Annotated in this window: 22 protein-coding genes; 20 read left to right on the plus strand and 2 right to left on the minus strand. The window is 67.7% G+C overall.

The window, feature by feature from the left end; all coding sequences use genetic code 11:
* The first annotated feature begins 47 nt into the window (after positions 1 to 47).
* The 8 genes from ACWDUA_RS17260 (at position 48) to ACWDUA_RS17295 (ending at position 7,477) form a co-directional block, all read left to right on the plus strand.
* Entirely contained in the window at positions 48 to 308 is a 261-nt protein-coding gene (locus ACWDUA_RS17260) for a F0F1 ATP synthase subunit C (protein WP_053778090.1), read from the plus strand.
* 63 nt (positions 309 to 371) lie between these two features.
* Entirely contained in the window at positions 372 to 878 is a 507-nt protein-coding gene (locus ACWDUA_RS17265) for a F0F1 ATP synthase subunit B (protein WP_449752225.1), read from the plus strand.
* Between the two features lie 2 nt (positions 879 to 880).
* Positions 881 to 2,233 (plus strand): F0F1 ATP synthase subunit B/delta, encoded by a 1,353-nt coding sequence (locus ACWDUA_RS17270; protein ID WP_449752226.1) that lies wholly within the window; start codon positions 881 to 883, stop codon positions 2,231 to 2,233.
* A gap of 73 nt (positions 2,234 to 2,306) precedes the next feature.
* Entirely contained in the window at positions 2,307 to 3,935 is a 1,629-nt protein-coding gene (gene atpA / locus ACWDUA_RS17275; protein ID WP_449752227.1) for a F0F1 ATP synthase subunit alpha, read from the plus strand.
* Between the two features lie 45 nt (positions 3,936 to 3,980).
* Positions 3,981 to 4,919, plus strand: coding sequence for a F0F1 ATP synthase subunit gamma (locus ACWDUA_RS17280; protein ID WP_449752228.1), 939 nt, complete (start codon positions 3,981 to 3,983; stop codon positions 4,917 to 4,919).
* A gap of 109 nt (positions 4,920 to 5,028) precedes the next feature.
* Positions 5,029 to 6,477 carry a F0F1 ATP synthase subunit beta gene (gene atpD / locus ACWDUA_RS17285; RefSeq protein WP_020793331.1) on the plus strand — a complete coding sequence of 483 codons (1,449 nt, stop codon included), beginning with the start codon at positions 5,029 to 5,031 and terminating at the stop codon, positions 6,475 to 6,477.
* 9 nt (positions 6,478 to 6,486) lie between these two features.
* Positions 6,487 to 6,867, plus strand: a complete 381-nt coding sequence (locus ACWDUA_RS17290) for a F0F1 ATP synthase subunit epsilon (RefSeq protein WP_020793328.1) — start codon at positions 6,487 to 6,489, stop codon at positions 6,865 to 6,867.
* A gap of 163 nt (positions 6,868 to 7,030) precedes the next feature.
* On the plus strand, positions 7,031 to 7,477 hold the full coding sequence (locus ACWDUA_RS17295; protein WP_449752229.1) for a DUF2550 domain-containing protein: 447 nt from the start codon (positions 7,031 to 7,033) through the stop codon (positions 7,475 to 7,477).
* Positions 7,478 to 8,255: 778 nt separating this feature from the next.
* Here ACWDUA_RS17295 and ACWDUA_RS17300 read toward each other — a convergent pair.
* On the minus strand, positions 8,256 to 8,858 hold the full coding sequence (locus ACWDUA_RS17300; protein ID WP_449752230.1) for a cob(I)yrinic acid a,c-diamide adenosyltransferase: 603 nt from the start codon (positions 8,856 to 8,858) through the stop codon (positions 8,256 to 8,258).
* 74 nt (positions 8,859 to 8,932) lie between these two features.
* Here ACWDUA_RS17300 and murA point away from each other — a divergent pair, with 74 nt between their 5' ends.
* The 12 genes from murA to ACWDUA_RS17360 all read left to right on the plus strand — a co-directional run bounded on the left by murA (position 8,933) and on the right by ACWDUA_RS17360 (position 21,362).
* Positions 8,933 to 10,189 carry a UDP-N-acetylglucosamine 1-carboxyvinyltransferase gene (gene murA / locus ACWDUA_RS17305; RefSeq protein WP_449752231.1) on the plus strand — a complete coding sequence of 419 codons (1,257 nt, stop codon included), beginning with the start codon at positions 8,933 to 8,935 and terminating at the stop codon, positions 10,187 to 10,189.
* 17 nt (positions 10,190 to 10,206) lie between these two features.
* On the plus strand, positions 10,207 to 10,599 hold the full coding sequence (locus tag ACWDUA_RS17310; RefSeq protein WP_449752232.1) for an ArsR/SmtB family transcription factor: 393 nt from the start codon (positions 10,207 to 10,209) through the stop codon (positions 10,597 to 10,599).
* Between the two features lie 154 nt (positions 10,600 to 10,753).
* Complete coding sequence (locus ACWDUA_RS17315) at positions 10,754 to 11,473, plus strand: energy-coupling factor ABC transporter permease (RefSeq protein ID WP_449752233.1); 720 nt, start codon at positions 10,754 to 10,756, stop codon at positions 11,471 to 11,473.
* A complete protein-coding gene (locus ACWDUA_RS17320) occupies positions 11,470 to 11,904 on the plus strand; it encodes a PDGLE domain-containing protein (RefSeq protein WP_449752234.1) in 435 nt (144 codons plus the stop codon). The genes ACWDUA_RS17315 and ACWDUA_RS17320 overlap by 4 nt, the downstream gene beginning before the upstream one ends.
* A gap of 3 nt (positions 11,905 to 11,907) precedes the next feature.
* Entirely contained in the window at positions 11,908 to 12,684 is a 777-nt protein-coding gene (gene cbiQ / locus ACWDUA_RS17325; protein ID WP_449752235.1) for a cobalt ECF transporter T component CbiQ, read from the plus strand.
* Between the two features lie 26 nt (positions 12,685 to 12,710).
* Positions 12,711 to 13,511 carry an energy-coupling factor ABC transporter ATP-binding protein gene (locus ACWDUA_RS17330; RefSeq protein ID WP_449752250.1) on the plus strand — a complete coding sequence of 267 codons (801 nt, stop codon included), beginning with the start codon at positions 12,711 to 12,713 and terminating at the stop codon, positions 13,509 to 13,511.
* Positions 13,512 to 13,693: 182 nt separating this feature from the next.
* The gene (gene mdo / locus ACWDUA_RS17335) at positions 13,694 to 14,986 is read left to right on the plus strand and encodes an NDMA-dependent methanol dehydrogenase (protein WP_449752236.1); all 1,293 of its coding nucleotides are present in this window, start codon (positions 13,694 to 13,696) and stop codon (positions 14,984 to 14,986) included.
* A gap of 193 nt (positions 14,987 to 15,179) precedes the next feature.
* Complete coding sequence (locus ACWDUA_RS17340; protein WP_449752237.1) at positions 15,180 to 16,433, plus strand: AAA family ATPase; 1,254 nt, start codon at positions 15,180 to 15,182, stop codon at positions 16,431 to 16,433.
* Between the two features lie 13 nt (positions 16,434 to 16,446).
* Positions 16,447 to 17,973 carry a VWA domain-containing protein gene (locus ACWDUA_RS17345; RefSeq protein ID WP_449752238.1) on the plus strand — a complete coding sequence of 509 codons (1,527 nt, stop codon included), beginning with the start codon at positions 16,447 to 16,449 and terminating at the stop codon, positions 17,971 to 17,973.
* 64 nt (positions 17,974 to 18,037) lie between these two features.
* The gene (locus tag ACWDUA_RS17350; RefSeq protein WP_449752239.1) at positions 18,038 to 19,240 is read left to right on the plus strand and encodes an iron-containing alcohol dehydrogenase; all 1,203 of its coding nucleotides are present in this window, start codon (positions 18,038 to 18,040) and stop codon (positions 19,238 to 19,240) included.
* A 38-nt stretch (positions 19,241 to 19,278) separates the two neighbouring features.
* Positions 19,279 to 20,691 carry a MadS family sensor histidine kinase gene (locus ACWDUA_RS17355; RefSeq protein WP_449752251.1) on the plus strand — a complete coding sequence of 471 codons (1,413 nt, stop codon included), beginning with the start codon at positions 19,279 to 19,281 and terminating at the stop codon, positions 20,689 to 20,691.
* Positions 20,688 to 21,362, plus strand: a complete 675-nt coding sequence (locus ACWDUA_RS17360; RefSeq protein WP_449752240.1) for a MadR family response regulator transcription factor — start codon at positions 20,688 to 20,690, stop codon at positions 21,360 to 21,362. The genes ACWDUA_RS17355 and ACWDUA_RS17360 overlap by 4 nt, the downstream gene beginning before the upstream one ends.
* 178 nt (positions 21,363 to 21,540) lie before the next feature.
* Here the strand turns inward: ACWDUA_RS17360 and mftM are convergent, their stop codons facing one another.
* Positions 21,541 to 22,383, minus strand: coding sequence for a mycofactocin oligosaccharide methyltransferase MftM (gene mftM / locus ACWDUA_RS17365; RefSeq protein ID WP_449752241.1), 843 nt, complete (start codon positions 22,381 to 22,383; stop codon positions 21,541 to 21,543).
* Positions 22,384 to 22,925: the final 542 nt, after the last annotated feature.

Raw genomic sequence — 22,925 nt, forward strand, 5'->3', positions numbered from 1 at the left:
CCTGGCAGTCTCACGGTTGCCAGTACCACCCGAAAGGAAAGATCTCAATGGATCCGAATCTGGTTAGCATGGGCGCGTTGATCGGCGGCGGCCTCATCATGGGCGGCGGCGCGATCGGTGCCGGTATCGGTGACGGTATCGCCGGTTCCCAGCTCATCGCCGGCATCGCCCGGCAGCCGGAGGCCCAGGGCCGACTGTTCACCCCGTTCTTCATCACCGTCGGTCTGGTCGAGGCCGCGTACTTCATCAACCTCGCCTTCATGGCGCTGTTCGTCTTCGCCAACCCGGCCCAGACCTACGGCGGCTGATAGCCGGCGTCACGCCAGTCCACCTCTCACGTTCGTTATCCCGATAGGGGACCACCCATCATGATGAGTCTCGCCTCAGAAGAAGCCGGGGGGACGTCAAACTTCCTCATCCCCAATGGCACGTTTTTCGCGTGCCTGCTGATCTTCATCGTCGTGCTGGTCGTCATCCGCACTCTCGTCGTCCCACCGATTGTCAAGGTGCTCGACGAGCGTGAGGAACGCGTCGCACAGACGGTCAAGGACAACAAGGCCGCTGCGGCGAGCTTCGAGGATGCCGACCGTGAGTACACGGCACGTCTTCGCGACGCTCGTGGAGACGCCACCGGAATCCGTGATGAGGCGCGGGCGAAGGGCAACGAGCAGTTGTCCTCCGCCAAGCACGAGGCCACCGAGGAGGCCGACGCCGCACTCGCCAGGATCACGGCTGATCTCAAGGTGGAGGCGGACAATGCGGTCACGACCGCGAAGCAGGACGTGAGCCGGCTGTCGGCGACGCTGGCCGGCCGCGTCCTGGGTACCGATGTCGCCGCAGCCACCGCTGGGGCCGAGCAGACAGAGACGGTGAAGTAAGCGTGGACATTTTCATCGGACAGCTCGTCGGATTCCTGGTCCTGGTCTTCCTGTTCATCAAGTACGTGCTGCCGCCGCTGCGCAAGGCAGTGACCAAGCAGCAGGACGCGATCGGACAACAGATCACCGAGAGCGAGGACGCCAAGAACCGTGCCGCACAGGCACAGGTGGCCCATGAGAAGGCGATCGAGCGTGCCGAGGCCGAGGCCAAGGAACTGCACGAGGGAGCCCTCGCCGACGCCAAGTCGATCGAGGACGACCTGAAGAAGGCGGCCGACAACGAGGTCAAGCGGATCAGCGAGCACGGCAAGACACAGGCCGAGCTCAGCCGTACCAGCCTCGTCCGTCAGCTGCGCACGGACCTGGGCCTGACCGCGGTCGACGGCGCGGGCGCGCTGGTGCGCAAGCACCTTGCCGACCCGAGCAACCAGGCCGCGACGATCGATCGCGTGATCGACGAGCTCGAGGGCATGTCCTCGGGATCGCAGCCGGAGAACGGCATCCCGTCGAACGCCGAGCTGATCGGTCTGCACTCGTTGCACGCGACCAGCCGTGAGGCCGCGCGAGTGATTGCGACCGAGTTCGATTCGGCCGCAGCCGATCTCGACTCCGCGGCGCTGACCGCGGCGTCGGTCGAGCTCTCCGAGGTGATCCGGTTCCTGGTCAAGAACCCGGTCCTGCGCAAGAAGATCACCGAGGACGAGGACAACGCTGCGGGTAAGCGTCAGCTGGTGCATGCGCTGTTCGACGGCAAGGTCGCCCCGATCGTCGTCGACCTGGTCGCCACCGGTGCCGTGCAGCGCTGGTCCCAGAGCAACGACCTGCTCGTCGCGCTGCGCCGGCAGAACGCCCTCGTGGTGCTCGCCGCCGCCGAGCGTGACGGAACCATCGAGCAGACCGAGGACGAGCTGTTCCGCGTCGGTCGCCTGCTCGACGGCAATCCCGAACTGGCCTCGCTGCTGTCGGACTTCGCACGCCCGGCGGACAAGCGCAACGACCTGCTGCGCTCGCTCGTCGGCAACCAGGTCGGTGAGCACACCTGGTACCTGCTCTCGCACACCATCCATGCGCTCCACGGGCAGCCGGCCGAGGTCGCCGTGGCGCACCTGGCCGAACTGGCCGCAGCCCGGCGTGGGGAGACCGTGGCCCACGTGATCTCCGCGGTTCCGCTCACCGATGCCCAGGTCACCCGCCTGACTACGGTGCTCGCGAACATCTACCACCGCAAGATCTCGGTCCAGACCGAGGTCGACGAGTCGATCATCGGCGGCCTGCGCATCGGCGTCGGCGACGAGGTGATCGAGGCCGACATCGCCACACGTCTGGCGAAGGCGGCCGAGACACTGCCCCGTTGACGCCGCGCCCGGCGATCGACGACCCGAACACCCCACGTACCACTCACGGACTGAGCAAGAAAGACGAGAACCCATGGCGGAGTTGACGATCTCAGCAGACGAGATTAAGGGAGCGATCGAGCAGTACGTCTCGTCGTTCGAAGCCGAAGCCACGCGTGACGAGGTCGGCATCATCACCGATACCGCGGACGGCATCGCGCACGTCAGCGGCCTGCCGAGCGCGATGGCCAACGAGTTGCTGCAGTTCCCGGGCGGCGTGCTCGGCGTGGCGCTGAACCTCGACGAGGACGAGATCGGTGCCGTCATCCTCGGTGACTACGAGACCCTGGAAGAGGGCCAGCAGGTCAGCCGTACCGGCGACGTGCTCTCGGTTCCGGTCGGTGACAAGTTCCTCGGTCGCGTCGTCGATCCGCTGGGCAAGCCGATCGATGGTCTCGGCGACATCGAGGCCGCAGATCAGCGCGTCCTCGAGCTGCAGGCCGCCACGGTCCTCGAGCGTCAGCCCGTCGAGGAGTCCCTCGCCACCGGCATCAAGGCCATCGACGCCATGACCGCCATCGGCCGCGGACAGCGCCAGCTGGTCATCGGCGACCGCAAGACCGGCAAGACCGCGGTCTGCATCGACGCGATCCTGAACCAGAAGGCCAACTGGGAGTCCGGCGACCCGACGAAGCAGGTGCGATGCATCTACGTCGCCGTCGGTCAGAAGGGTTCGACCATCGCGGGCGTCAAGACCGCCCTCGAAGAGTCCGGCGCGATGGAGTACACCACCATCGTCGCGGCTCCCGCCTCCGACTCCGCCGGATTCAAGTGGCTGGCCCCCTACACCGGTTCGGCCATCGGTCAGCACTGGATGTACGAGGGCAAGCACGTCCTCATCGTGTTCGACGACCTGACCAAGCAGGCCGAGGCCTACCGCGCGATCTCCCTGCTGCTGCGTCGTCCGCCGGGCCGCGAAGCATACCCCGGCGACGTCTTCTACCTGCACTCCCGTCTGCTGGAGCGTTGCGCGAAGCTCTCCGACGCGATGGGTGGCGGCTCGATGACCGGTCTGCCGATCATCGAGACCAAGGCCAACGACGTGTCGGCGTTCATCCCGACCAACGTCATCTCGATCACCGACGGTCAGGTGTTCCTCGAGTCCGATCTGTTCAACAAGGGCGTCCGCCCGGCGATCAACGTCGGTACCTCGGTGTCCCGCGTCGGTGGTGCTGCACAGACCAAGGGCCTGAAGAAGGTGTCCGGCTCGCTGCGTCTGGAGCTCGCCCAGTTCCGTGAGCTCGAGGCGTTCTCCGCCTTCGCCTCCGACCTCGACGACGCCTCGAAGGCACAGCTCGAGCGCGGTGCCCGCTGGGTCGAGATGCTCAAGCAGGATCAGTACAGCCCGTACTCGGTCGAGGACGAGATCGTCTCGATCTACCTGTGCGGTGAGGGTCACTACGACTCCGTGCCCGTCGACGACGTCCGGAACTTCGAGACCCAGCTGCTGAGCCACCTGCACCACAACGCGACCGGTGTCTACGACTCCATCGCCGGCGGCCAGGTGCTCTCCGCCGACCAGGCCGAGTCCCTCGTCGCCGAGACCAACAAGTTCAAGTTCTCCTACCTCACCCACGACGGCAAGCGTGTCGTCAACGAGGCCGAGGCCAAGGCGATGGACTCCGAGGACGTCGAGCACGAGTCGATCAAGATCCGCAAGTGATCGAATCGACCATCGACGTCTCAGGCAAGGAAGGGGTGAGGGCTCATGGCCAGCATTCGTGAGCTGCGCTCACGCATCCGGTCGGTCCAGTCGACCAAGAAGATCACCAAGGCGCAGGAACTGATCGCGACCTCCCGGATCACCAAGGCCCAGGCCAGGGTGGCGGCTGCCAAGCCGTACTCGGAGGAGATGACCAAGGTCCTGTCCGAACTGGCCGGCGCTGCGGGATCGCTCGACCATCCGCTGCTGGTGGAGCGTGAGCAGCCGAAGCGCGCCGGGATCCTGGTCATCACCAGCGACCGCGGCATGTGTGGCGGCTACAACACGAACGTCCTGCGGGCCACGCGAGAACTCATCGCGCTACTGCGGGAAGAGGGCAAAGAGCCCGTCCTGTTCGTCATGGGGCAGAAGGGCGTCGGCTACTTCAGCTTCCGCGGGATCGACGTCGCCGACTCCTGGACCGGGTTCTCCCAGGCCCCGGAGTTCGTCGACGCGGCAGGTGCGACCGAGTTCCTGGTCGACCTGTTCGTCGCCGGCTCGGACGAGTCGGTCGATCGGCCGGACGGTGAGGGAGTGCTGACGGGTCTGGACGAGCTGCACCTGGTGTACACCCGGTTCGTCTCGATGCTGACCCAGGAGCCCGAGGTCCGTCGGATGGCCCCGCTGGTGGTCACCGAGGACGAGGTGGACGTCTCCGACGCGGAGACCGTGCCGAGCGAGGTTCGCAACTACTCCTTCGAGCCCGGCGCCGAGGCGCTGCTCGAGGCGCTGTTGCCGAAGTACATCGCCACCCGTGTCTACGCGGCCCTGCTGGATTCGTCCGCATCGGAGTCGGCCGCGCGCCGTACCGCGATGAAGGCCGCCACCGACAACGCCGAGGAACTGTCCAAGTCGCTGTCGCGCGAGGCAAACCAGCTGCGCCAGGCCCAGATCACGCAGGAGATCAGCGAGATCGTCGGCGGGTCCAGCGCACTGGCCAACTAGCCGGAGAAAGCGGGCCCCGCGCCCCGTTCTCGCCACCAACAGGGCCCGCTCGCTCCGCTCCCGGCGCCCGCACAGAAACTTCGATCGAAGAGGAAGTGACCCAACCACCATGACCGCAGCAGTAGAAACCCCATCCGCGAAGTCGGCGGGGTCGACCGAGGGCCGGATCGTCCGGATCATCGGCCCCGTGGTCGACGTCGAGTTCCCCCGTGGCTCGATCCCCGACCTGTTCAACGCCCTGCATGCGGAGGTCTCCCTCCCGTCGGTGGCCAAGACCCTGACGCTCGAGGTCGCACAGCACCTCGGCGACAACCTGGTCCGCACCATCTCGATGCAGCCCACCGACGGCCTGGTCCGCGGCGCTGCCGTGTCGGACACCGGCTACCCGATCCGCGTGCCGGTCGGCGACGTCGTCAAGGGCCACGTGTTCAATGCCCTCGGCGACTGCCTCGACAGCCCCGGCCTCGGCCGTGACGGCGAGCAGTGGGGCATCCACCGCAAGCCCCCGGCCTTCGACGAGCTCGAGGGCAAGACCGAGATCCTCGAGACCGGTATCAAGGTCATCGACCTGCTGACCCCGTACGTCAAGGGCGGCAAGATCGGTCTGTTCGGTGGTGCCGGTGTCGGCAAGACCGTTCTGATCCAGGAGATGATCACCCGTATCGCCCGCGAGTTCTCCGGTACCTCGGTGTTCGCCGGCGTCGGTGAGCGCACCCGTGAGGGCACCGACCTCCACCTCGAGATGGAGGAGATGGGTGTTCTCCAGGACACCGCCTTGGTGTTCGGTCAGATGGATGAGCCGCCGGGCACGCGTATGCGTGTCGCCCTGTCGGCGCTGACGATGGCGGAGTACTTCCGCGACGTCAAGCACCAGGACGTGCTGCTGTTCATCGACAACATCTTCCGGTTCACCCAGGCCGGTTCGGAGGTCTCGACCCTGCTCGGTCGTATGCCTTCGGCCGTGGGTTACCAGCCGACGCTGGCCGACGAGATGGGTGAGCTCCAGGAGCGCATCACGTCGACCAAGGGTCGTTCGATCACCTCGCTGCAGGCGATCTACGTCCCCGCCGACGACTACACCGACCCGGCGCCGGCCACCACCTTCGCGCACCTCGATGCGACCACCGAGCTCTCGCGTCCGATCTCGCAGCTGGGTATCTACCCGGCCGTGGACCCGCTGACCTCGACCTCGCGCATCCTGGAGGCCTCGATCGTCGGTGACGAGCACTTCCGCGTCGCCAACGAGGTGAAGCGCATCCTGCAGAAGTACAAGGAATTGCAGGACATCATCGCGATCCTCGGTATGGACGAGCTGTCCGAAGAGGACAAGGTCACTGTCCAGCGTGCCCGCCGCATCCAGAAGTTCCTCGGCCAGAACTTCCTGGTCGCCGAGAAGTTCACGGGTGAGAAGGGCTCCGTCGTGCCGCTGGCCGACACCATCGAGGCGTTCGACCGCGTCTGCAAGGGCGAGTTCGACCACCTGCCGGAGCAGGCGTTCAACAGCTGCGGTGGGCTCGACGATGTGGAGGCTGCCGCTGCCAAGATCGCCGGAAAGTAGTAGGCGACAATGGCTGACAAGTCCTACCACGTCGAGGTCGTCGCGGCCGACACGGAGCTGTACTCCGGCGAGGCGACCTTCTTGATCGCCCAGACCACCGTCGGTGAACTCGGCATCTTGGCCGGGCACGAGCCATTGCTCGGTCAGCTGGTGCCCGGTGGCTTCGTGGTGATCGTCGAGACCAGTGGCGAGCGCAAGGCTGCCGCGATCGAAGGCGGTTTCCTCTCGGTCACCGGCGAGTCGGTCACCATTCTGGCCGACTCGGCCGAATGGGCCGACGACGTCGACGTTGCTGCGGAGAAGGCCGCCCTCGAGGCCGCCGAACCGGGTAGCGAGGCCTACAACCATGCTCATGCACGGTTGACCGCCGCCGAACATCTGGTGAAGTAGCACACTCCGACATTTCGGAGACGGCGAGGCCAGTCACCCCCGAACGGGGTGGCTGGCCTCGCTGCTTTGCGGGGTGGCATGCTTGGAACACGTCTCCCTCGACCCAGCCCCGCGTCACAGCCCGACGCGATCGCCGAGGCGGAGACCCAGGAGGTGCACTCGGATGTCGATACTCGTCGCGGTGCTCAGCGTGTTGCTGGTAGTTGTCTTGGCCCTCTGCGGTCTGTTGGCGGTTCGGGTGGCCCAGCTGCGTCGCGGTGGGACGCCCGTCTTGTTGCGGATCCTTCCCGCCGAGGTGGACGAGGGTTGGCGGCACGGGACCGTGCACTACAGCGACGAGGCCCTGCGCTACTACCGGCTCACGTCCCTCCGGCCGGGCCCGTCCCGCACGCTGGTGCGCCGCCGCCTCGACATCAGTGGTCGGCGCCGTCCGGTCGGCACCGAGCGCGACATCCTCGAGGGGATGGTCATCCTCGAGGTGCACCAGTCCGCCCCGTCCGGAGACGGCCGGACCTACGAGATCGCCTTCGACCCCGGCGGAGTCACCGCATTCCAGTCCTGGGTCGAGTCCCGCCGCTCGCTGCGGTCGCAGAACCGCCGCTCTGCTTGAGTTGTCGGCGCCGACTTCGTCGTCGCGGGCCGCTCGCCTTACCGCGCGTCTTCCCTCCTCATTGCATCGGTCGCAGGCTCCCTCGCTCTTCGTCAGTCCAGACACGCGACGGTCGCTCGGCCGTGGGTGTTGTTGTTGCTGGTTGAGCCGGTGAGGAGCGGAGCGACGAGGCGTGTCGAAACCTCCGGCGGCCGATGTCGGGTGGTGGCCAGCTCGGAGGTGGGTGGCTTTTCGGTGTGAGGTGGCAGAGGTTTCGACGGTCGGTCGGTCTCGCTGGCGCGAGGTCGTCCTGGTCAACCATCGTGTGGGGTGCGATGGCGCGTGGGGTCGCCTTTGCGAGGACGTCCTGCTCGACCATCGGTTGTTGCTGGTTGAGCCGGTGAGGAGCGGAGCGACGAGGCGTGTCGAAACCTTCGGCGGCCGATGTCGGGTGGTGGCCAGCTCGGAGGTGGGTGGCTTTTCGGTGTGAGGTGGCAGAGGTTTCGACGGTCGGTCGGCCTCGCTGGCGCGAGGTCGTCCTGCTCAACCATCGTGTGGGGTGCGACGAGGCGTGTCGAAACCTTCGGCGGCCGATGCCGGGTGGTGGCCAGCTCGGAGGTGGGTGGCTTTTCGGTGTGAGGTGGCAGAGGTTTCGACGGTCGGTCGGCCTCGCTGGCGCGAGGTCGTCCTGGTCAACCATCGTGTGGGGTGCGATGGCGCGTGGGGTCGCCTTTGCGAGGTAGTCCTGCTCGACCATCGTGTGGGGTTCGTCCTGCTCAACGACGGTTTGACGCTCTGCTCAGCCCGCGGTGGGGCGCGACCGATCCCCGCCGGGAACCCACCTGACGTCACCCTCGCTGCCGGGGACGCGGTTGGCCACCCGGGACAGGATGAACAGCAGATCCGACAGCCGGTTGAGGTACTTCGCCGGCAAGACCGACGTCGACTCCGGATCGGCGTCGACGGCGGCCCACGCCGACCGCTCGGCACGCCGGGTCACCGTCCGCGCCTGATGCAGCAGTGCCGAGAGCACGGTGCCGCCGGGCAGGATGAACGAATCGAGGTTCGGCAGATCCGCACCGAACTCGTCGCACCAGCGCTCCAGGGCATCGATGTAGCCCTGCTCGATCCGCAGGGGTGGGTACTTCGGGTCCTCGACGACCGGGGTGGACAGATCCGCGCCGGCGTCGAACAGGTCGTTCTGGACGGTGCGCAGGACCTCGGCGATGGCCGACGGGGCGTCCGCAGACGCCAGTGCGACGCCGATCACCGCGTTGGCCTCGTCGCAGTCGGCGTAGGCGACGACGCGCGGATGGGTCTTGGGAACGCGGGAGAAGTCGCTGAGTCCGGTGGTCCCGTCGTCGCCGGTACGGGTGTAGATGCGTGTGAGGTGAACGGCCATGTCCAGAATCTAGTTCGTCGTCTCCGCACCGGTGTGAGCCAGCCGGATTCCCGGTGCCCGATAAGCTGTCGGACGTGAGTGATCGCTATCTGGTGACCGGCGGGGCGCGGCTGAGCGGCGAGGTGTCGGTCGGGGGGGCCAAGAACAGCGTGTTGAAGCTGATGGCGGCGTCGTTGCTGGCCGAGGGCACGACGACGTTGACCAATTCGCCCGAGATCGCGGACGTCCCGTTGATGGCCGAGGTGCTGCGTGGGCTCGGGGCCACCGTGAGCATCGACGGCGACACCGTGGTGATCGATTCGCCGGCCGAACCGAAGTACCACGCCGACTTCGACGCGGTGAAGCAGTTCCGCGCCTCGGTGTGCGTACTGGGGCCGCTGATGGCACGGTGCCGTCGGGCCGTCGTCGCGCTGCCCGGTGGTGACGCCATCGGCTCCCGGCCCCTCGACATGCATCAGGCGGGCCTGCGTGCCCTCGGTGCGCACAGCTCGATCGAACACGGCTGCGTGGTCGCCGAGGCCGATTCCCTGATCGGTGCCCCCGTGGCCCTGGAGTTCCCGTCCGTCGGCGCCACCGAGAACATCCTGATGGCCGCGGTGCTGGCCGAGGGGCAGACCACCATCGACAACGCCGCGCGTGAGCCGGAGATCGTCGACCTCTGCGAGATGCTGCAGCAGATGGGTGCCCGCATCGAGGGCGCGGGGACGTCGACGCTGACGGTGGTGGGCGTCGACCGGCTGCACCCCACCACCCACCGCGTGGTGGGGGACCGCATCGTGGGCGCGACCTGGGGGATCGCGGCGGCGATGACCCAGGGCGATGTGACGGTGCACGGTGTGAAGCCCGCCCACCTGCAGCTGGTCCTGACCAAGCTCGCCGACACCGGGGCCCGCGTGGACTCCTTTGCCGACGGCTTCCGGGTCCGCCACGACCGCAGGCCGTCGGCGGTCAATGTCTCGACCCTGCCGTTCCCAGGGTTCCCGACCGACCTGCAGCCGATGGCGATCGGTCTGGCGGCCGTCTCCGAGGGCATGTCGGTGATCACCGAGAACGTCTTCGAGGCCCGCTTCCGTTTCGTCGAGGAGATGGTGCGGCTCGGGGCCGACGCCCGGACCGACGGCCATCATGCGGTGATCCGGGGGATCGATCGGCTGTCCAGTGCACCGGTGTGGTGTTCGGACATCCGGGCCGGTGCCGGTCTGGTGTTGGCCGGGCTCGTCGCCGACGGGGTGACCGAGGTGCACGACATCGAGCACATCGACCGCGGCTACCCCAACTTCGAGGAGAACCTGACCCGGCTCGGCGGCCAGATCGAACGGGTTCGGGGCTGAACGTGGAGGGCGGCCACATGTATGCCGATCACTCGCATCCGGACCACTCGCATCCGGATCACGCGCACACAGACGACGCCGAGGCTCCCGCGCACACCGATCATGCCCACGACGGCACTGTGGACGTCGCGGTCTGGGCGACACGGTTCACGCTGCTCTCGGACCCGCACCGGCTGGAGATCCTGCTGGTTCTGCACCGGCAGCCGGGGATCTTCGTCGGCGACCTCGCCGCGGCCGTCGGTCGCACCGAGACCGCGGTGTCGCAGGCGTTGCGCGTCCTCCGGCAGCAGGGGTGGGTGTCGTCGACGCGTGTCGGCCGGTCGGTGGGTTATCGGCTCGAGGACGAGACCGTGCACCGCCTACTGCACTGGATCGGTGCCGGCCACATCCCCTCGGACAGCCCTACGTGATGTGAGGTCAGGGGTACACCTGCCCTGACGGATAGTCTGATCACTTCAACATCTGAATATGTGGACAGACTTCGCGGCTGGTCCTAACGTTCCCGGTATCGCGTGACGCGGATCACCGCGCACGTCCCGACGCGAATCCGGAAGGACAGCCGTCATGTCCACCACCACGCCTCTCGCCATGCACATGAGCGACGGCATCATCAATGCGCCGACATCGGCACTGTTCGGTGTCGTCGCCATCGCCGGCCTCGCCGTCTGCGCCTGGCGCGCGCGCACCGACCTCGACGAGAAGACGGTACCGATGGCCGGCCTGGTGGCCGCGTTCATCTTTGCCGTCCAGATGATCAACTTCCCGGTGCTCCCGGGCGTCAGCGGCCACCTCCTCGGCGGTGCGCTCGCCGCGATCCTGGTGGGCCCCTACACCGGCGCCCTGTGCATCGCGATCGTACTGGTGGTCCAGTGTCTGCTCTTCGCCGACGGCGGGGTGACCGCTCTCGGCGCGAACATCACCAACATGGCACTCATCTCGACCTTCGTCGGCTACGGCATCGCCGTCCTGGGTCGACGCCTGGTGTGTTCGCGGACATCGTCGGCGGGAGCCCTCGGTGGTGTTGCCTTTGTCTCGGCCCTGTGTGGAACCGTCGCCGCCGCAACCGGATTCGTCGTCGAGTATGCAATCGGCGGTGCCGCGAGCAGCTCCCTCGGCGCGGTCGCGGCCTACATGTGGGGCACTCACGTGCTCATCGGCACCGGCGAGGGTCTGATCACCGCCGTGACCGTGATGGCGGTCGCCCGCGCCCGCCCCGACCTCATCCACTTGCTGCGCAACGCCCCCCGATCGGCGGCCGCGCCCAGGGCGGGGGTGCCCGCATGACCGCCGTCACCGACGCGACCACCCCCGGCACGCCCGACCACCGGCCCCCGGTCCGGATGCGTACCTTCCTGATCGGATTCGGTGTGGTCGCCCTGCTCGTGGCCGGGATCATCTCGTACCTGGCCAGCTCGTCGCCCGACGGCCTCGACTCGGCCACCCTGCAGGGCTGCCAGACGGTGCAGACGAACGGCGGCGAACATCTCGAGGGCAACTGCATCGCCCAGCACGCCACCGACCACGCGATGGCGTCGTCGCCGCTGGCCGACTACTCCGTCCACGGCATCGGCCTGTCCACCGGGCTCGCCGGGATCATCGGTGTCCTCGTGGTGCTGGCGATCGCCGGCCTCGCGTTCCGGCTGCTCGGCCGCCGCCACCGCGCCGGCGACACGACCCGGGCCGACGCGGCGGTCACGACCGGACCGGAGCACTGAGGCGTGGGGGCCGGTCACGCGCATCCGCTCTATCGCAGCGGGGAGACCCGCGTCCACCGCGCTCCCACCGAGGTGAAGATCGTCGCCCTGGTGGTCTTCGTGTTCGCGGTGGTCGCCACCCCACGCGAGACGTTCTGGCCGTACCTCGGCTTCGCCCTGATCCTGGTGGCGCTGTGGGGAATCGCGCGCATCCCGCCGACCTGGATCGCAACCCGCATGCTGATTGAGGTGCCGTTCGTGGTGCTCGCGGTGCTGCTGCCGTTCGCCGAGGGTGGTGAGCGCACCACCGTGGCAGGCCTGTCGCTCTCGGTGCCCGGGCTCTACGCCGCCTGGGGCATCGTCATCAAGGGCACGCTCGGCGTCGCCGCGTCGCTCACCTTTGCCGCCACCACCCCGGCGCGGGAACTGCCCCTCGCGCTCACGCGGCTCGGTGTTCCCGCGACCATCACCCCGGTCTTCGTGATGATGCTGCGGTATCTCGATCTGCTGTCGGCCGAGATCCGCCGGATGCAGATCGCCCGGGCGGCACGCGGGGACTCGCCACGACTGCTGCACCAGGCCGGTGCCATCGCCAAAGGGGTGGGCGCATTGTTCCTGCGCTCCTACGAACGGGGCGAACGGGTACACCTCGCCATGGCGTCGCGTGGCTTCACCGGGACCATCCCGGACATGCCGGGTATCGCGAGTTCGCCGCGTGCCACACCGAGGCAGTGGCTGGTGGTGGTCAGCCCCGCGCTGCTCGCCGTCGCCGTCGCCGCAACCGCCTGGGGGATGAGATGAGCAATACCGAGTTGGGCAGTACCGAGATGACCCCGACCGAGAACGCGGCACCGGCCGCTGTCGAGATCACCGGCCTGCACTACACCTACCCGGACGGACACGTGGCCCTCGACGGCATCGACCTGAGGGTGGCGCCGGGTGAGCGCATCGCCCTGCTCGGACCCAACGGGGCAGGCAAGACGACGCTGATGCTCCAGCTCAACGGGGTGTTGCTGCCCACCTCGGGCAGGGTCTCGATCCACGGCCGTCCGGTCGCCAAGGACAGTCTGCGGCAGGTGCGCCGCCAGGTGGGGCTGGTCTTCCAGGACCCCGACGACCAGCTGTTCATGCCGACCCTGATCGAGGACGTCGCCTTCGGGCCGGCCAACTTCGGCGTCACGGGCGACGAGCTCGTCGACCGGGTCGAGGCGGCGCTGGCCACCGTGTCGATGACCGAACACGCTCGACGAAGCCCTCACCACCTGTCCGGCGGGCAACGCAGACGGGGAGCGCTGGCGAGCGTATTGGCTTGTCGTCCGGACATTCTCGTGCTCGACGAGCCGTCGGCCAACCTCGACCCGGTGGCGCGCCGCGAGCTCGCCGACACCTTGCTCGGTCTCGACACCACCATGCTCGTGGTGACCCACGACCTGCTCTACGCGGCCCAGCTGTGTGAGCGCGCGGTGATCGTCGACGCCGGCCGAATCGTCGCCGACGGTGCGATCGACGACATCCTCGCCGACGCGGAAGTCCTTGCCGCACATCGTCTCGAGCTGCCCTGGGGCTTCGACGCCGACACCGTGCGCCGCGCCCGTGCCGCTCAGCACCCGACCACTGCGGCCCGATGAGAGGCCTGGTCGGTACCTGTCCACTCGGCCAGGTGCCGACCTGACCTTCACCGGTGAACCCGGGGAGTTTGGGACGGTTTGGGTGTCAACCACTTTCGGCTGTCGTTGTGACGCACGTAACGTCACAAGTGCTCGAGCCGACGGCACGCGGTGTGCGACGGCGTACAAGGAGGTCAGGTCAGATGCAGGTAGATGAACTACTGAAACCATTCCCCATCAAGGAATTCCATCCTTTCCCGCGGGCCATGATGGGCCCGGGTGCGCACGAGATGATCGGCCCGGAGGCCCTCAAGCTCGGCTTCAAGAAGACCCTCATCATGACCACCGGTCTGCGCGGTAGCGACACCGTGCACAAGATCGCCGAGTCCTGCAAATACCACGGACTCGACGTGGTGGTCTACGACAAGGTCGAGTCCAATCCCAAGGACTACAACGTCATGGATGCCGTGGCGCTGTACAACTCGGAGAAGTGTGACTCGTTCATCTCGATCGGCGGCGGCTCGGCGCACGACGCCTGCAAGGGTGCGCGCATCTCGGTGGCCCACGACGGCCGTAACGTCAACGAGTTCGAGGGCTTCAACAAGAGCGAGAACCCGAAGAACCCGCCGCACATCGCGGTCTCGACCACAGCCGGTACCGGCTCGGAGACCTCATGGGCCTACGTCATCACCGACACCACCACCGACCCCGACAAGCCGCACAAGTACGTGGCCTTCGACGACGCGGCGGTCACCACCCTCGCGATCGACGACCCGGTGCTCTACTACGACTGCCCGGTCGCCTTCACCGCGCAGTGTGGCTTCGACGTGCTGGCGCACGCCTCCGAGCCCTACGTCTCGCGGCTGAACTTCCCGCCGTCGATGGGCAACGCGCTGCACGCGGTGCGGATGACCGCGCAGTACCTGCGCGAGGCCACCTGGAACCCCACCGAGCTGGCCGGCCGCGAGGGCATGATGTACGCGCAGTACATCGCCGCTCAGGCGTTCAACTCCGGTGGCCTGGGCATCATCCACTCGATCAGCCACGCGGTGTCGGCGTTCTTCGACACCCACCACGGTCTGAACAACGCCATCGCGCTGCCGCGTGTGTGGGCGTTCAACATGCCGGTCCACTACCAGCGGTTCGCCGACATGGCCGATGCCATGGGCGTCGACACCCACGGCATGACCAAGGTGCAGGCCGCCGATGCCGCCCTCGAGGCCGCCATCCGGCTGCTGCGTGACGTGGGCATCGTCGAGCGCTTCGCCGACGTCAAGCAGGACACCTACCCCAAGAACCGCCTCGGCGAGGGCCCGACCAAGTTCTACGAGAACCGCAAGGAGATCACCACCGACGCGGCCACCATCGACGCGCTGACCAACCACGTCCTCGGCGACGCGTGCACCCCGGGCAACCCCAAGGAGTGCACCTTCGAGACCGTGCGTCCGGTCGTCGAGCACTGCGTCAACGGTTCGCTGGACGAGCTCCTCCCGTAGTACCCACTCCGTCGCTGTCGCAGACGGTACGAGACCGGATGTGGGGATCGTGCGAACCCGCCCCCACGATCTGCCCGATCCCCACATCCTCTTCACCACGAGGTGGCCGCCGACGCCCCCACACGGCGGCCACCTCGTGTTCCACCCCTCCTCATCACCACTGCACCGCCATCGATCCCAGGAGAGAACCACGATGTCCGCGTCCACTCATCATCTCGCCGCCGCCGACGGGCCCGATGCCGCCGACGGGCCCGATGCCGTCGAGTTCGCCGACGTCGACGACGTCACCGAACGGTTCGCCGATGCCGGATATCTCGCGGACTCGCGCCTGGCGACGACGGTGTTCCTCCAGTCCCGGCTGGGTAAGCCGATCCTGCTCGAGGGGCCGGCGGGTGTCGGCAAGACGCAGCTCGCCAAGACCCTCGCCGAGGTGACCGGCCGCGAGTTGCTCCGCCTGCAGTGCTACGAGGGTCAGGACGAGACCACCGCTCTGTACGAGTGGGACTACGGCAAGCAGCTGCTCTACACACAGGTGCTGCGCGAGAAGATCGGCCAGGTCGTCGCCGACGCCGACACCCTCGCCGAGGCGGTCGACCGGATCGGCGCCGAGGAGAGCGTGTTCTTCTCCGAGCGATTCCTCTCCCCGCGACCGCTGTTGGAGGCGGTCCGTTCGGAGCGGCCGGTGGTGCTGCTGATCGACGAGGTCGACCGCGCCGACGAGGCCCTCGAGGCGGTGTTGCTCGAGCTGCTCGCGGAGTACCAGGTGTCAGTCCCCGAGATCGGTACCTTCGTCGCCAACCACCAGCCGATGATCGTGTTGACCTCCAACAACACCCGCGACCTGTCGGCGGCGCTGAAACGACGCTGTCTGCACCTGTCGCTCGACTACCCCGAGGCCGCCCGCGAACTCGACATCATCCGCTCCAAGAACACCGGGCTGTCGGAGACCCTGGCCGCCAAGCTGGTCGAGATCGTCCGCGGTCTGCGTGACCTCGACCTGCGCAAGGCGCCCAGCATCTCCGAGGCCATCGACTGGGCGCGCACCCTCGCGGTGCTCGGCGCCGACGAACTCTCCGCGGAGATCCTGTCGCAGACGGCGAACGTCGTCGTCAAGTACGACCGCGACCTCACCCGCGCACTCGAGGCGATCCCCAAGCTGGTCGACCCGAACGCCGAGGTGCCCGAGCACCTGCACTCCCACGATCACGGACACGGTCACTCGCACGGCCATTCCCACGGGTCCGATCACGACCACGATCACGATCACACCGGTCAGACGAAGCGGGCCGAGAAGGACAAGCCCGGCCGGCACGCCGACGACTACTACGGGTCGCCCGGCGCCAAGAGCGACGCCGGCCTGCGCGACGTGAGCGCAGGTCAGGGCAGCCGGTCGTTCAAGGCCGCACCTGAGAAGCCGTCCGGCCGCAGCCGCAAGCGCCCGTTCTGAGAGGGGCGAGACCATGGAAGGAGCGGTGCACCGGTTCGTCCGGTTGCTGCGTCTGCACGGCGTCCGCATCGGGGTCTCCGAGGCGATGGACGCGATGTCGGCGGTCGCAACCGCCGAGATCCTCGGCGACCGTGAGCTGTTGCGGTCGGCGCTGGAGGCATGCCTGATCAAGGATCGTCGCGACGAGGCGACCTTTCACGACGTCTTCGACAAGTTCTTCTCCCTGCGCCCGGTGATCGCCGCCGACGCCGAGCACGGTCACTCGCACACCCACGACGACCTCGCCGACACCGGTGACCTGCAGGAGTACACGCTCTCCGACGAGGTCAGCAACACCCCGCAGCAGGGTCACAGCCACGGCCCGCCGTCGGACATCCGCGACTTCTTCGACCCGGAGGACCTCGCCGAGCAGTACAACCTGCATCAGGAGGCCAACAAGCTCGACATGGCGTCGCTGACCGACGAGATCGTGTTGTCGGCGGACACGGTGCCCAACTCCGAGCAGGCCGCGCGCGTGCAGCTGACCGTGTCGCGGCTGCACAATCCGGGCCGGCCGGGGGAGCTGGTCACCGGCAATCCCACCCAGCTCGACGCCGAGTTGTCGGTGGCGCAGGAGATGGCGCTGCTGAACTGGCTCGACGACGCCGACGACATGTTCGGCACACAGCCCGATCGGGAGGAGATCGCCAGGCTGCGCAATGCGCTGGCCGGATTGCTCGACGGACTGCCGGAGAAGCTGCGCGATCACCTGGAGCAGCTCATGGCCACCGACCACGAGATCGAAGAGCGCGAGATCAAGGCGTCGGTGCGGGATGCGATCCACGAGCACGAGCGCGCCAGTCTCGAGGAGTCGATCCGCCGGCTGATCCGCAGCCTGCACGGGGCCCCGCGCGCCCGCCGCAAGGTCGCCGCCCGGGGTACCGTCGACGCCGCGCGCACCATGCGGGCGAACCTGCGATTCGACGGCGTGCCGTTCCGCCCGGTCACCGTGGCCAAGGTGGAGGACCGCCCGTCATTGCTGATCCTGGCCGACGTGTCGCTGTCGGTGCGCAGTGCCGCGCGATTCACCCTGCAGCTGGTCCACGGACTGCAGAGCATGGTGGCCCATGTCCGGTCGTTCGCGTTTGTGTCCGATCTGGTCGAGATCACCGATCTGTTCGCCGAGCATCCACCCGAGGATGCGCTGTCGCTGGTGGTGTCGGGGCTGCCGGCCGGTGGCGTGCTCGACACCGATGCCGATTCCGACTACGGCAAGGCGTTGGGCACCTTCCTGGAGGAGTACGGCGGCGCCATCACCCGGCGCACCACGGTGATCGTGCTCGGTGACGGCCGCAACAACGGTCGTGAGGCCAATCTGGATGCGTTCGAGGAGATCACCCGCCGCGCCCGCGAGACCATCTGGATCACTCCCGAACCGACGTATTCATGGGGTCTGGGTTCGTGTGATCTGCCCGCATATGCGACGTTCTGCGACCGGGTGCACGTCGTCCACGACCTCGCGGCACTCGAGCAGGTCTCGGTCAGCGCGTACGGCGCGTGAGCAGCGTCACCACGCGTAGGATCAGCCGCACACACTTCGGCGACCACGAGGCGGGTGAGCAGTGATGCGGGCCGAGACCGGCAGGGTGACCAGCTCCGGGGAGGTCGCCGCCCGGCCCACCGTGCGGGTGGCCAAGTTCCACACCCCGGAGATCATCATCGGTCCCGGAGCACTGGACGAGATCCCGCGTGCCGCAGCCGGTCTGGGGATGCGGAGGCTGATGATCGTCGCCGATCGCGAGCTCGTCGCCACTCCCTGGTACCCACAACTGGCGCAGCGCCTGCGGGCTGCGGACCTGCGGGTGTCGTCCTACACCGGGGTGTCGCCCAACCCGCGGGCCCCGGAGATCGCGGACGGCTTCGAACACTACGAGCAGACGCGGGCGGAGGGGATCGTGGCACTCGGTGGTGGGTCGGTGATCGACGCGGCCAAGGGCATCGCGATCCTCGCCGCCAACGGCGGGCACATCCTGTCCTACGAGGGCATCGACCGCGCCCGGCGCCCGCTCCCGCCGATGGTCGCCGCCCCGACCACCGCGGGCAGCGGCTCGGACGTCTCACAGTTCTGCATCGTCAACGACGTCGACCGGATGACCAAGGTGACCATCATCGGCCGCGGTCTGGTGCCCGACGTGTCGGTGATCGACCCGCTGGCGCTGGCCACCCTGCCGCACGAGGTGGCCGCGCAGTCCGGGATGGATGCCATCACCCACTGCATCGAGGCCTACGCGTCGGTGGCGCACACCCGTCTGACCGACCGGGCCGCGCGCAGCGCGATCGCCACCGCCTGGCACTCGATCGAACGGTTCGTGGACGACCCGGCCGACGCCGACGCCGGGATGGAGATGGCGTACGCCGCACTGGAGGCCGGGATGGCGTTCACCAACGCGATCCTCGGCGCCACTCACGCGATGAGTCATCCGGTGGGCGGGCTGTGCGACGCCCCGCACGGTGCGATCAACTCCGTCCTCCTGCCGCATGTGATCCGGTTCAACGCCGAGGTCGATCCCACCCCGTACGTCGACCTCGCCGAGGCGATCGGGATCGGGGTGTCGTCGTCGGCCCATGTCACCGCCGAACGGTTCGCCGATCAGGTCGCGGGCATGTCCACGCGCGTCGGGATGCCTTCTTGGCTCAGGGATTTCGGTGTCCGCGATGCCGACATCCCGGTGCTCACCGTCAATGCCCTCGCCGACGCGTGTATGCGGACCAACCCGCGACAGCCCACCACCGTCGACGTCGCGCGGATGTATCGCGAGGCGCTGTGAGCGCGGCCGCCGACGCCGACCGCACCGCGTCGGGCGGGATGTCGCCGGAGACCGAACTCGACTCCCTGATCGGGCTGCACTCGGTCAAGGGTTCGCACTATGCACAGTTCCGTGGGGTGGAGGAACGACTCAGCCGTGTGGTCGGTGCGCTGGACCGGATCTCGCGGGCACTGGTGCAGACCGCCGAGGGGCCCGAGACCCTGGTGTTGTCGGTGGTGCGGGCCGTCGCCGATCACCTCGATGCCGACTGGGTGGTGTTCGCGCTGTGCGACGGTGCGCTCGACCGCACCGGACCGCGGCATCTGATGCTCGCCGGGGACGGCACCATCTACGCCTTCGAGGGGGTCTCCCGTGCGCGGACGCCGTCGCATATGCCCGACGAGGTGCTCAACCGACTCAACGACGTGCTGCGCAATCAGCTCGGGGAGCTCGTCCGGCCGATCGTCGAGGACCATCACCTGCATGTCCCGTTGCATCTCGACGGACGGGTGGTGGGCGGGTTGTCGGCGTGGACGCCGCACCACCATGTGGTGGACTCCGCCGATCTGGTGGTGATGCGGATCCTGGCCCGGCAGGCGATGGTGGCGCTGCTGAACGCGGCTCTGCTCGACGAGAGCCGGCATCAGCTGACCCGCGCCGAGGACGCTTACGCCAAGGCCCGCGAACAGGCGACCGACCTCGCCGTGCAGAACGCGGAACTCCAACGCACGCAACGAGAATTGTCGGCGGTCATGCGGCAGCGGCTGGTCACCGAGGAGCGTGAGCGGATCGCCCGGGAACTGCACGACTCGGTGACGCAGTCGGTGTTGTCGGCGGGTGTGCAGATCGAGGTGTGCCGGATCGAGTCCGATCCGGAGACCGCCGCCCGGCTGGAGGTGGCCGGGCAGCTGACCCGCGACGCCGTCGAGCAGCTGCGGTCGGTGATCTATGCCCTCAACCAGTCGCCGTCGGTGGAGGGACTGAGTCTCGGCGAGATCCTCGACGAACTCTGCTCGATGCACATGCCGGCGGATCTGCGGACCGACGTGCGGATCGTCGGACGGCCCCGGGATCTGCCCGACGACCTGCAGCATGCCATCCTGCGGATCGCCGGCGAGGCCCTGTTCAACACCGCGGTCCACGCCGAGGCCACCCGCGCGCGGGTGGTGCTGGGCTACGGCGACGAGGACGTGGCGCTCACCGTCGACGACGACGGTTCCGGCGATCCCGGGCACATGCGGCGGGTGATGCGCGCAGCGATGCTCGGCGATCTCGCCGGTCGGCACCGAGGCCTGGCCAACATGGCCGGCCGGGCCATCGACCTCGGCGGTGACCTGCGGATTCGTAGGTCCCGGCTCGGGGGTGTGCGGATCGCTGTGGACATCCCCGACCCGGCCGCGTCGAGAACTCTTCAGAAGGGGGCCGGGTCGGCCCGGCCCCAGCGGACCGAACAGCAGGAGGTCACCCGATGAACGACGCGGCGACGAACGATCAGGGGGTTGCCACGCGACCGGTGCGCACCGTGCTGGTCGACGACCACGCGCTGCTACGGGCAGGCATCCGGTCGCTGCTCGAACGGGAGGATTCGATTGCCGTGGTCGGGGAGGCCGACACCTTCGACGAGGCGCTGGCCCAGATCGCACGGTGTGAACCCGATGTGGTGGTGGTCGATCTCAAGCTCACGGCCGGAACCGAATACGAGGGTCTACGGCTGATCACCGAGATCGCGGCCCGCCACCCGGACGTCGCGTCATTGGTGCTGACCACCTTCCTCGACGACGACCTGGTGGTTCGGGCGGTCAAGGCCGGTGCGCGGGGCTATGTGGTGAAGGATGTCGACACCACCGAACTGGTTCGCGCGATCCAGGCCGTCTCCGGTGGTGGCAGTGCCTTCGATCCGCGCAGCGCGGCGATCGTGCTGCGCACGGTGTCGGGGGAAGGGGCCGGACCGGAGATCCTGACCGAACGTGAGCGTGAGGTTCTGCGGCTGCTGGCCGACGGAATGAGCAACAAGCGGATCGGTCAGACGCTGTTCATCTCGGAGTCGACGGTGAAGTTCCACATCCGCAACATCATCCGCAAACTCGGGGTCACCAAGCGCACCGATGCCGTCTACATCGCGAGCAAGCGCGGGCTGATCTGAGGCGGGCCGATCGGGGTGGCGCCGCCGGGCCGAACTCACCCGCGGGTGGGTTCGGCCCCAACTCTTGGAGGGGAGAAGCGAGGAGGGTTGGCCGAGAAGGGTTCGGGTCCGACCGGTTCGGCCCAGAAGCATTCGCTCACAGCGGAAGTCGGACAGATGGGCTCGGCCGGGGTCGAGTTCAGCACCGGGGTGTGAGGACCAGCCAGCCGCCGTGGTCGGTGGAGAACTCGGCACCGGCATCCGGCACCGCGCCGGCCCATCGGTGCAGGTCGTTCTCGGACAGCGTGGCGAGGTGGCCGAAGTGCTCGCTCGGGTGGTCCTCATAGGGGATGGCGATCACCACACGCCGCCGCGCGACCCGCAGGGCGTGGGTGATCGCGTCGCGGACCTGGGGTTCGGTGAGGTGCTCGAGCAGGTGGATGAGGGTCACGGTGTCGACCGCGTCGTCGGCGAAGGGCAGATCGGTGGCGTCGCCGACGACGGCGTGCACCGGGGTGCCACGACGTTGCGCGGCCGCGTCGAGCAGCCCTATCGCACCGGGGGAGATGTCACAGGCCGCCACCTGGTGACCGTCTTGGGCGCACTGCAGCGCGAAGAACCCGAAGCAGCTGCCGACCTCGAGCACGCTGTGGCCGGCGATGAATGATCGCGCACGACGATGCACGGGGGAGAACGCGGCGGTGCCCGTCTGTAGGGCGATCACGGAATTGTCGTAGAAGGCAGCCCAGGCGACCTCGGGGTCGGGGGAGCAGGACCGGATCATGCCGACCGCGGTCTCCTCGAACTCCCATTGTCCGTGGATGGCCCCGGCGTCGATCAGTGCCACGAGCCCGCTGACCAGTGAGTCGTCGGAGAGGTCGTCGAGAGTCAGGGAGTGGACCACCTGCACCCGGCCCAGGCCATCGGTCTGCCACGCCACGCGGCCGGCGCGGTGAAATCCCGGCGGCGCGATCGACGAGCGGCGAACCGCGATCCGTCGGTCGGTGGGGACACCGGCGCTGGTGGTGAGTGTGGCGGTCATACCGTGAGGCTATGACCTGCGCGTTCGCTGCGAAACTGACCGACGGGGTGCGATGACTGGCCGAAAGGTTGGGATCGACCGGTGTCCGGGTAGGGCCGATATGTCCCAGATCACGTTGTGGTTGCCCGCCGACCTTGCGGTGGTGCGGGGTTGAGCGTGTCTCTGCCACCTGGGGAGATGCTTCCGAATGGGCTCCGTGACCTGGCGATTTGATTCTCGCGTCACTCGTGCGTAACTTATTCGAAGTCAGCGCGCCACGGCGCCGCCCCGGAGGGCCCGAGAGGGACTCCACCGGGATGCCGGAAACCGGGCTCGCGCCGACCGCCCCAGATCGATCCGGTTCACATCCTCGGATTTTGCACCACGAAGATCATCTGATAGGCTGGAGAAGTTGCCCGGGATCGGGTAGCGAATCCCAAAAAGACGAGTACAGCTCACTGGAGTTCGCCCCTTGTGTGGGGTGGTGTTGGTGGGTGTGTGTTCTTTGAGAACTCGATAGTGTGTTGGTGGATTGTTTGATGCCATATTTTTGTGGTGTCAGG

The organism is Gordonia sp. NPDC003376, assembly GCF_053589235.1.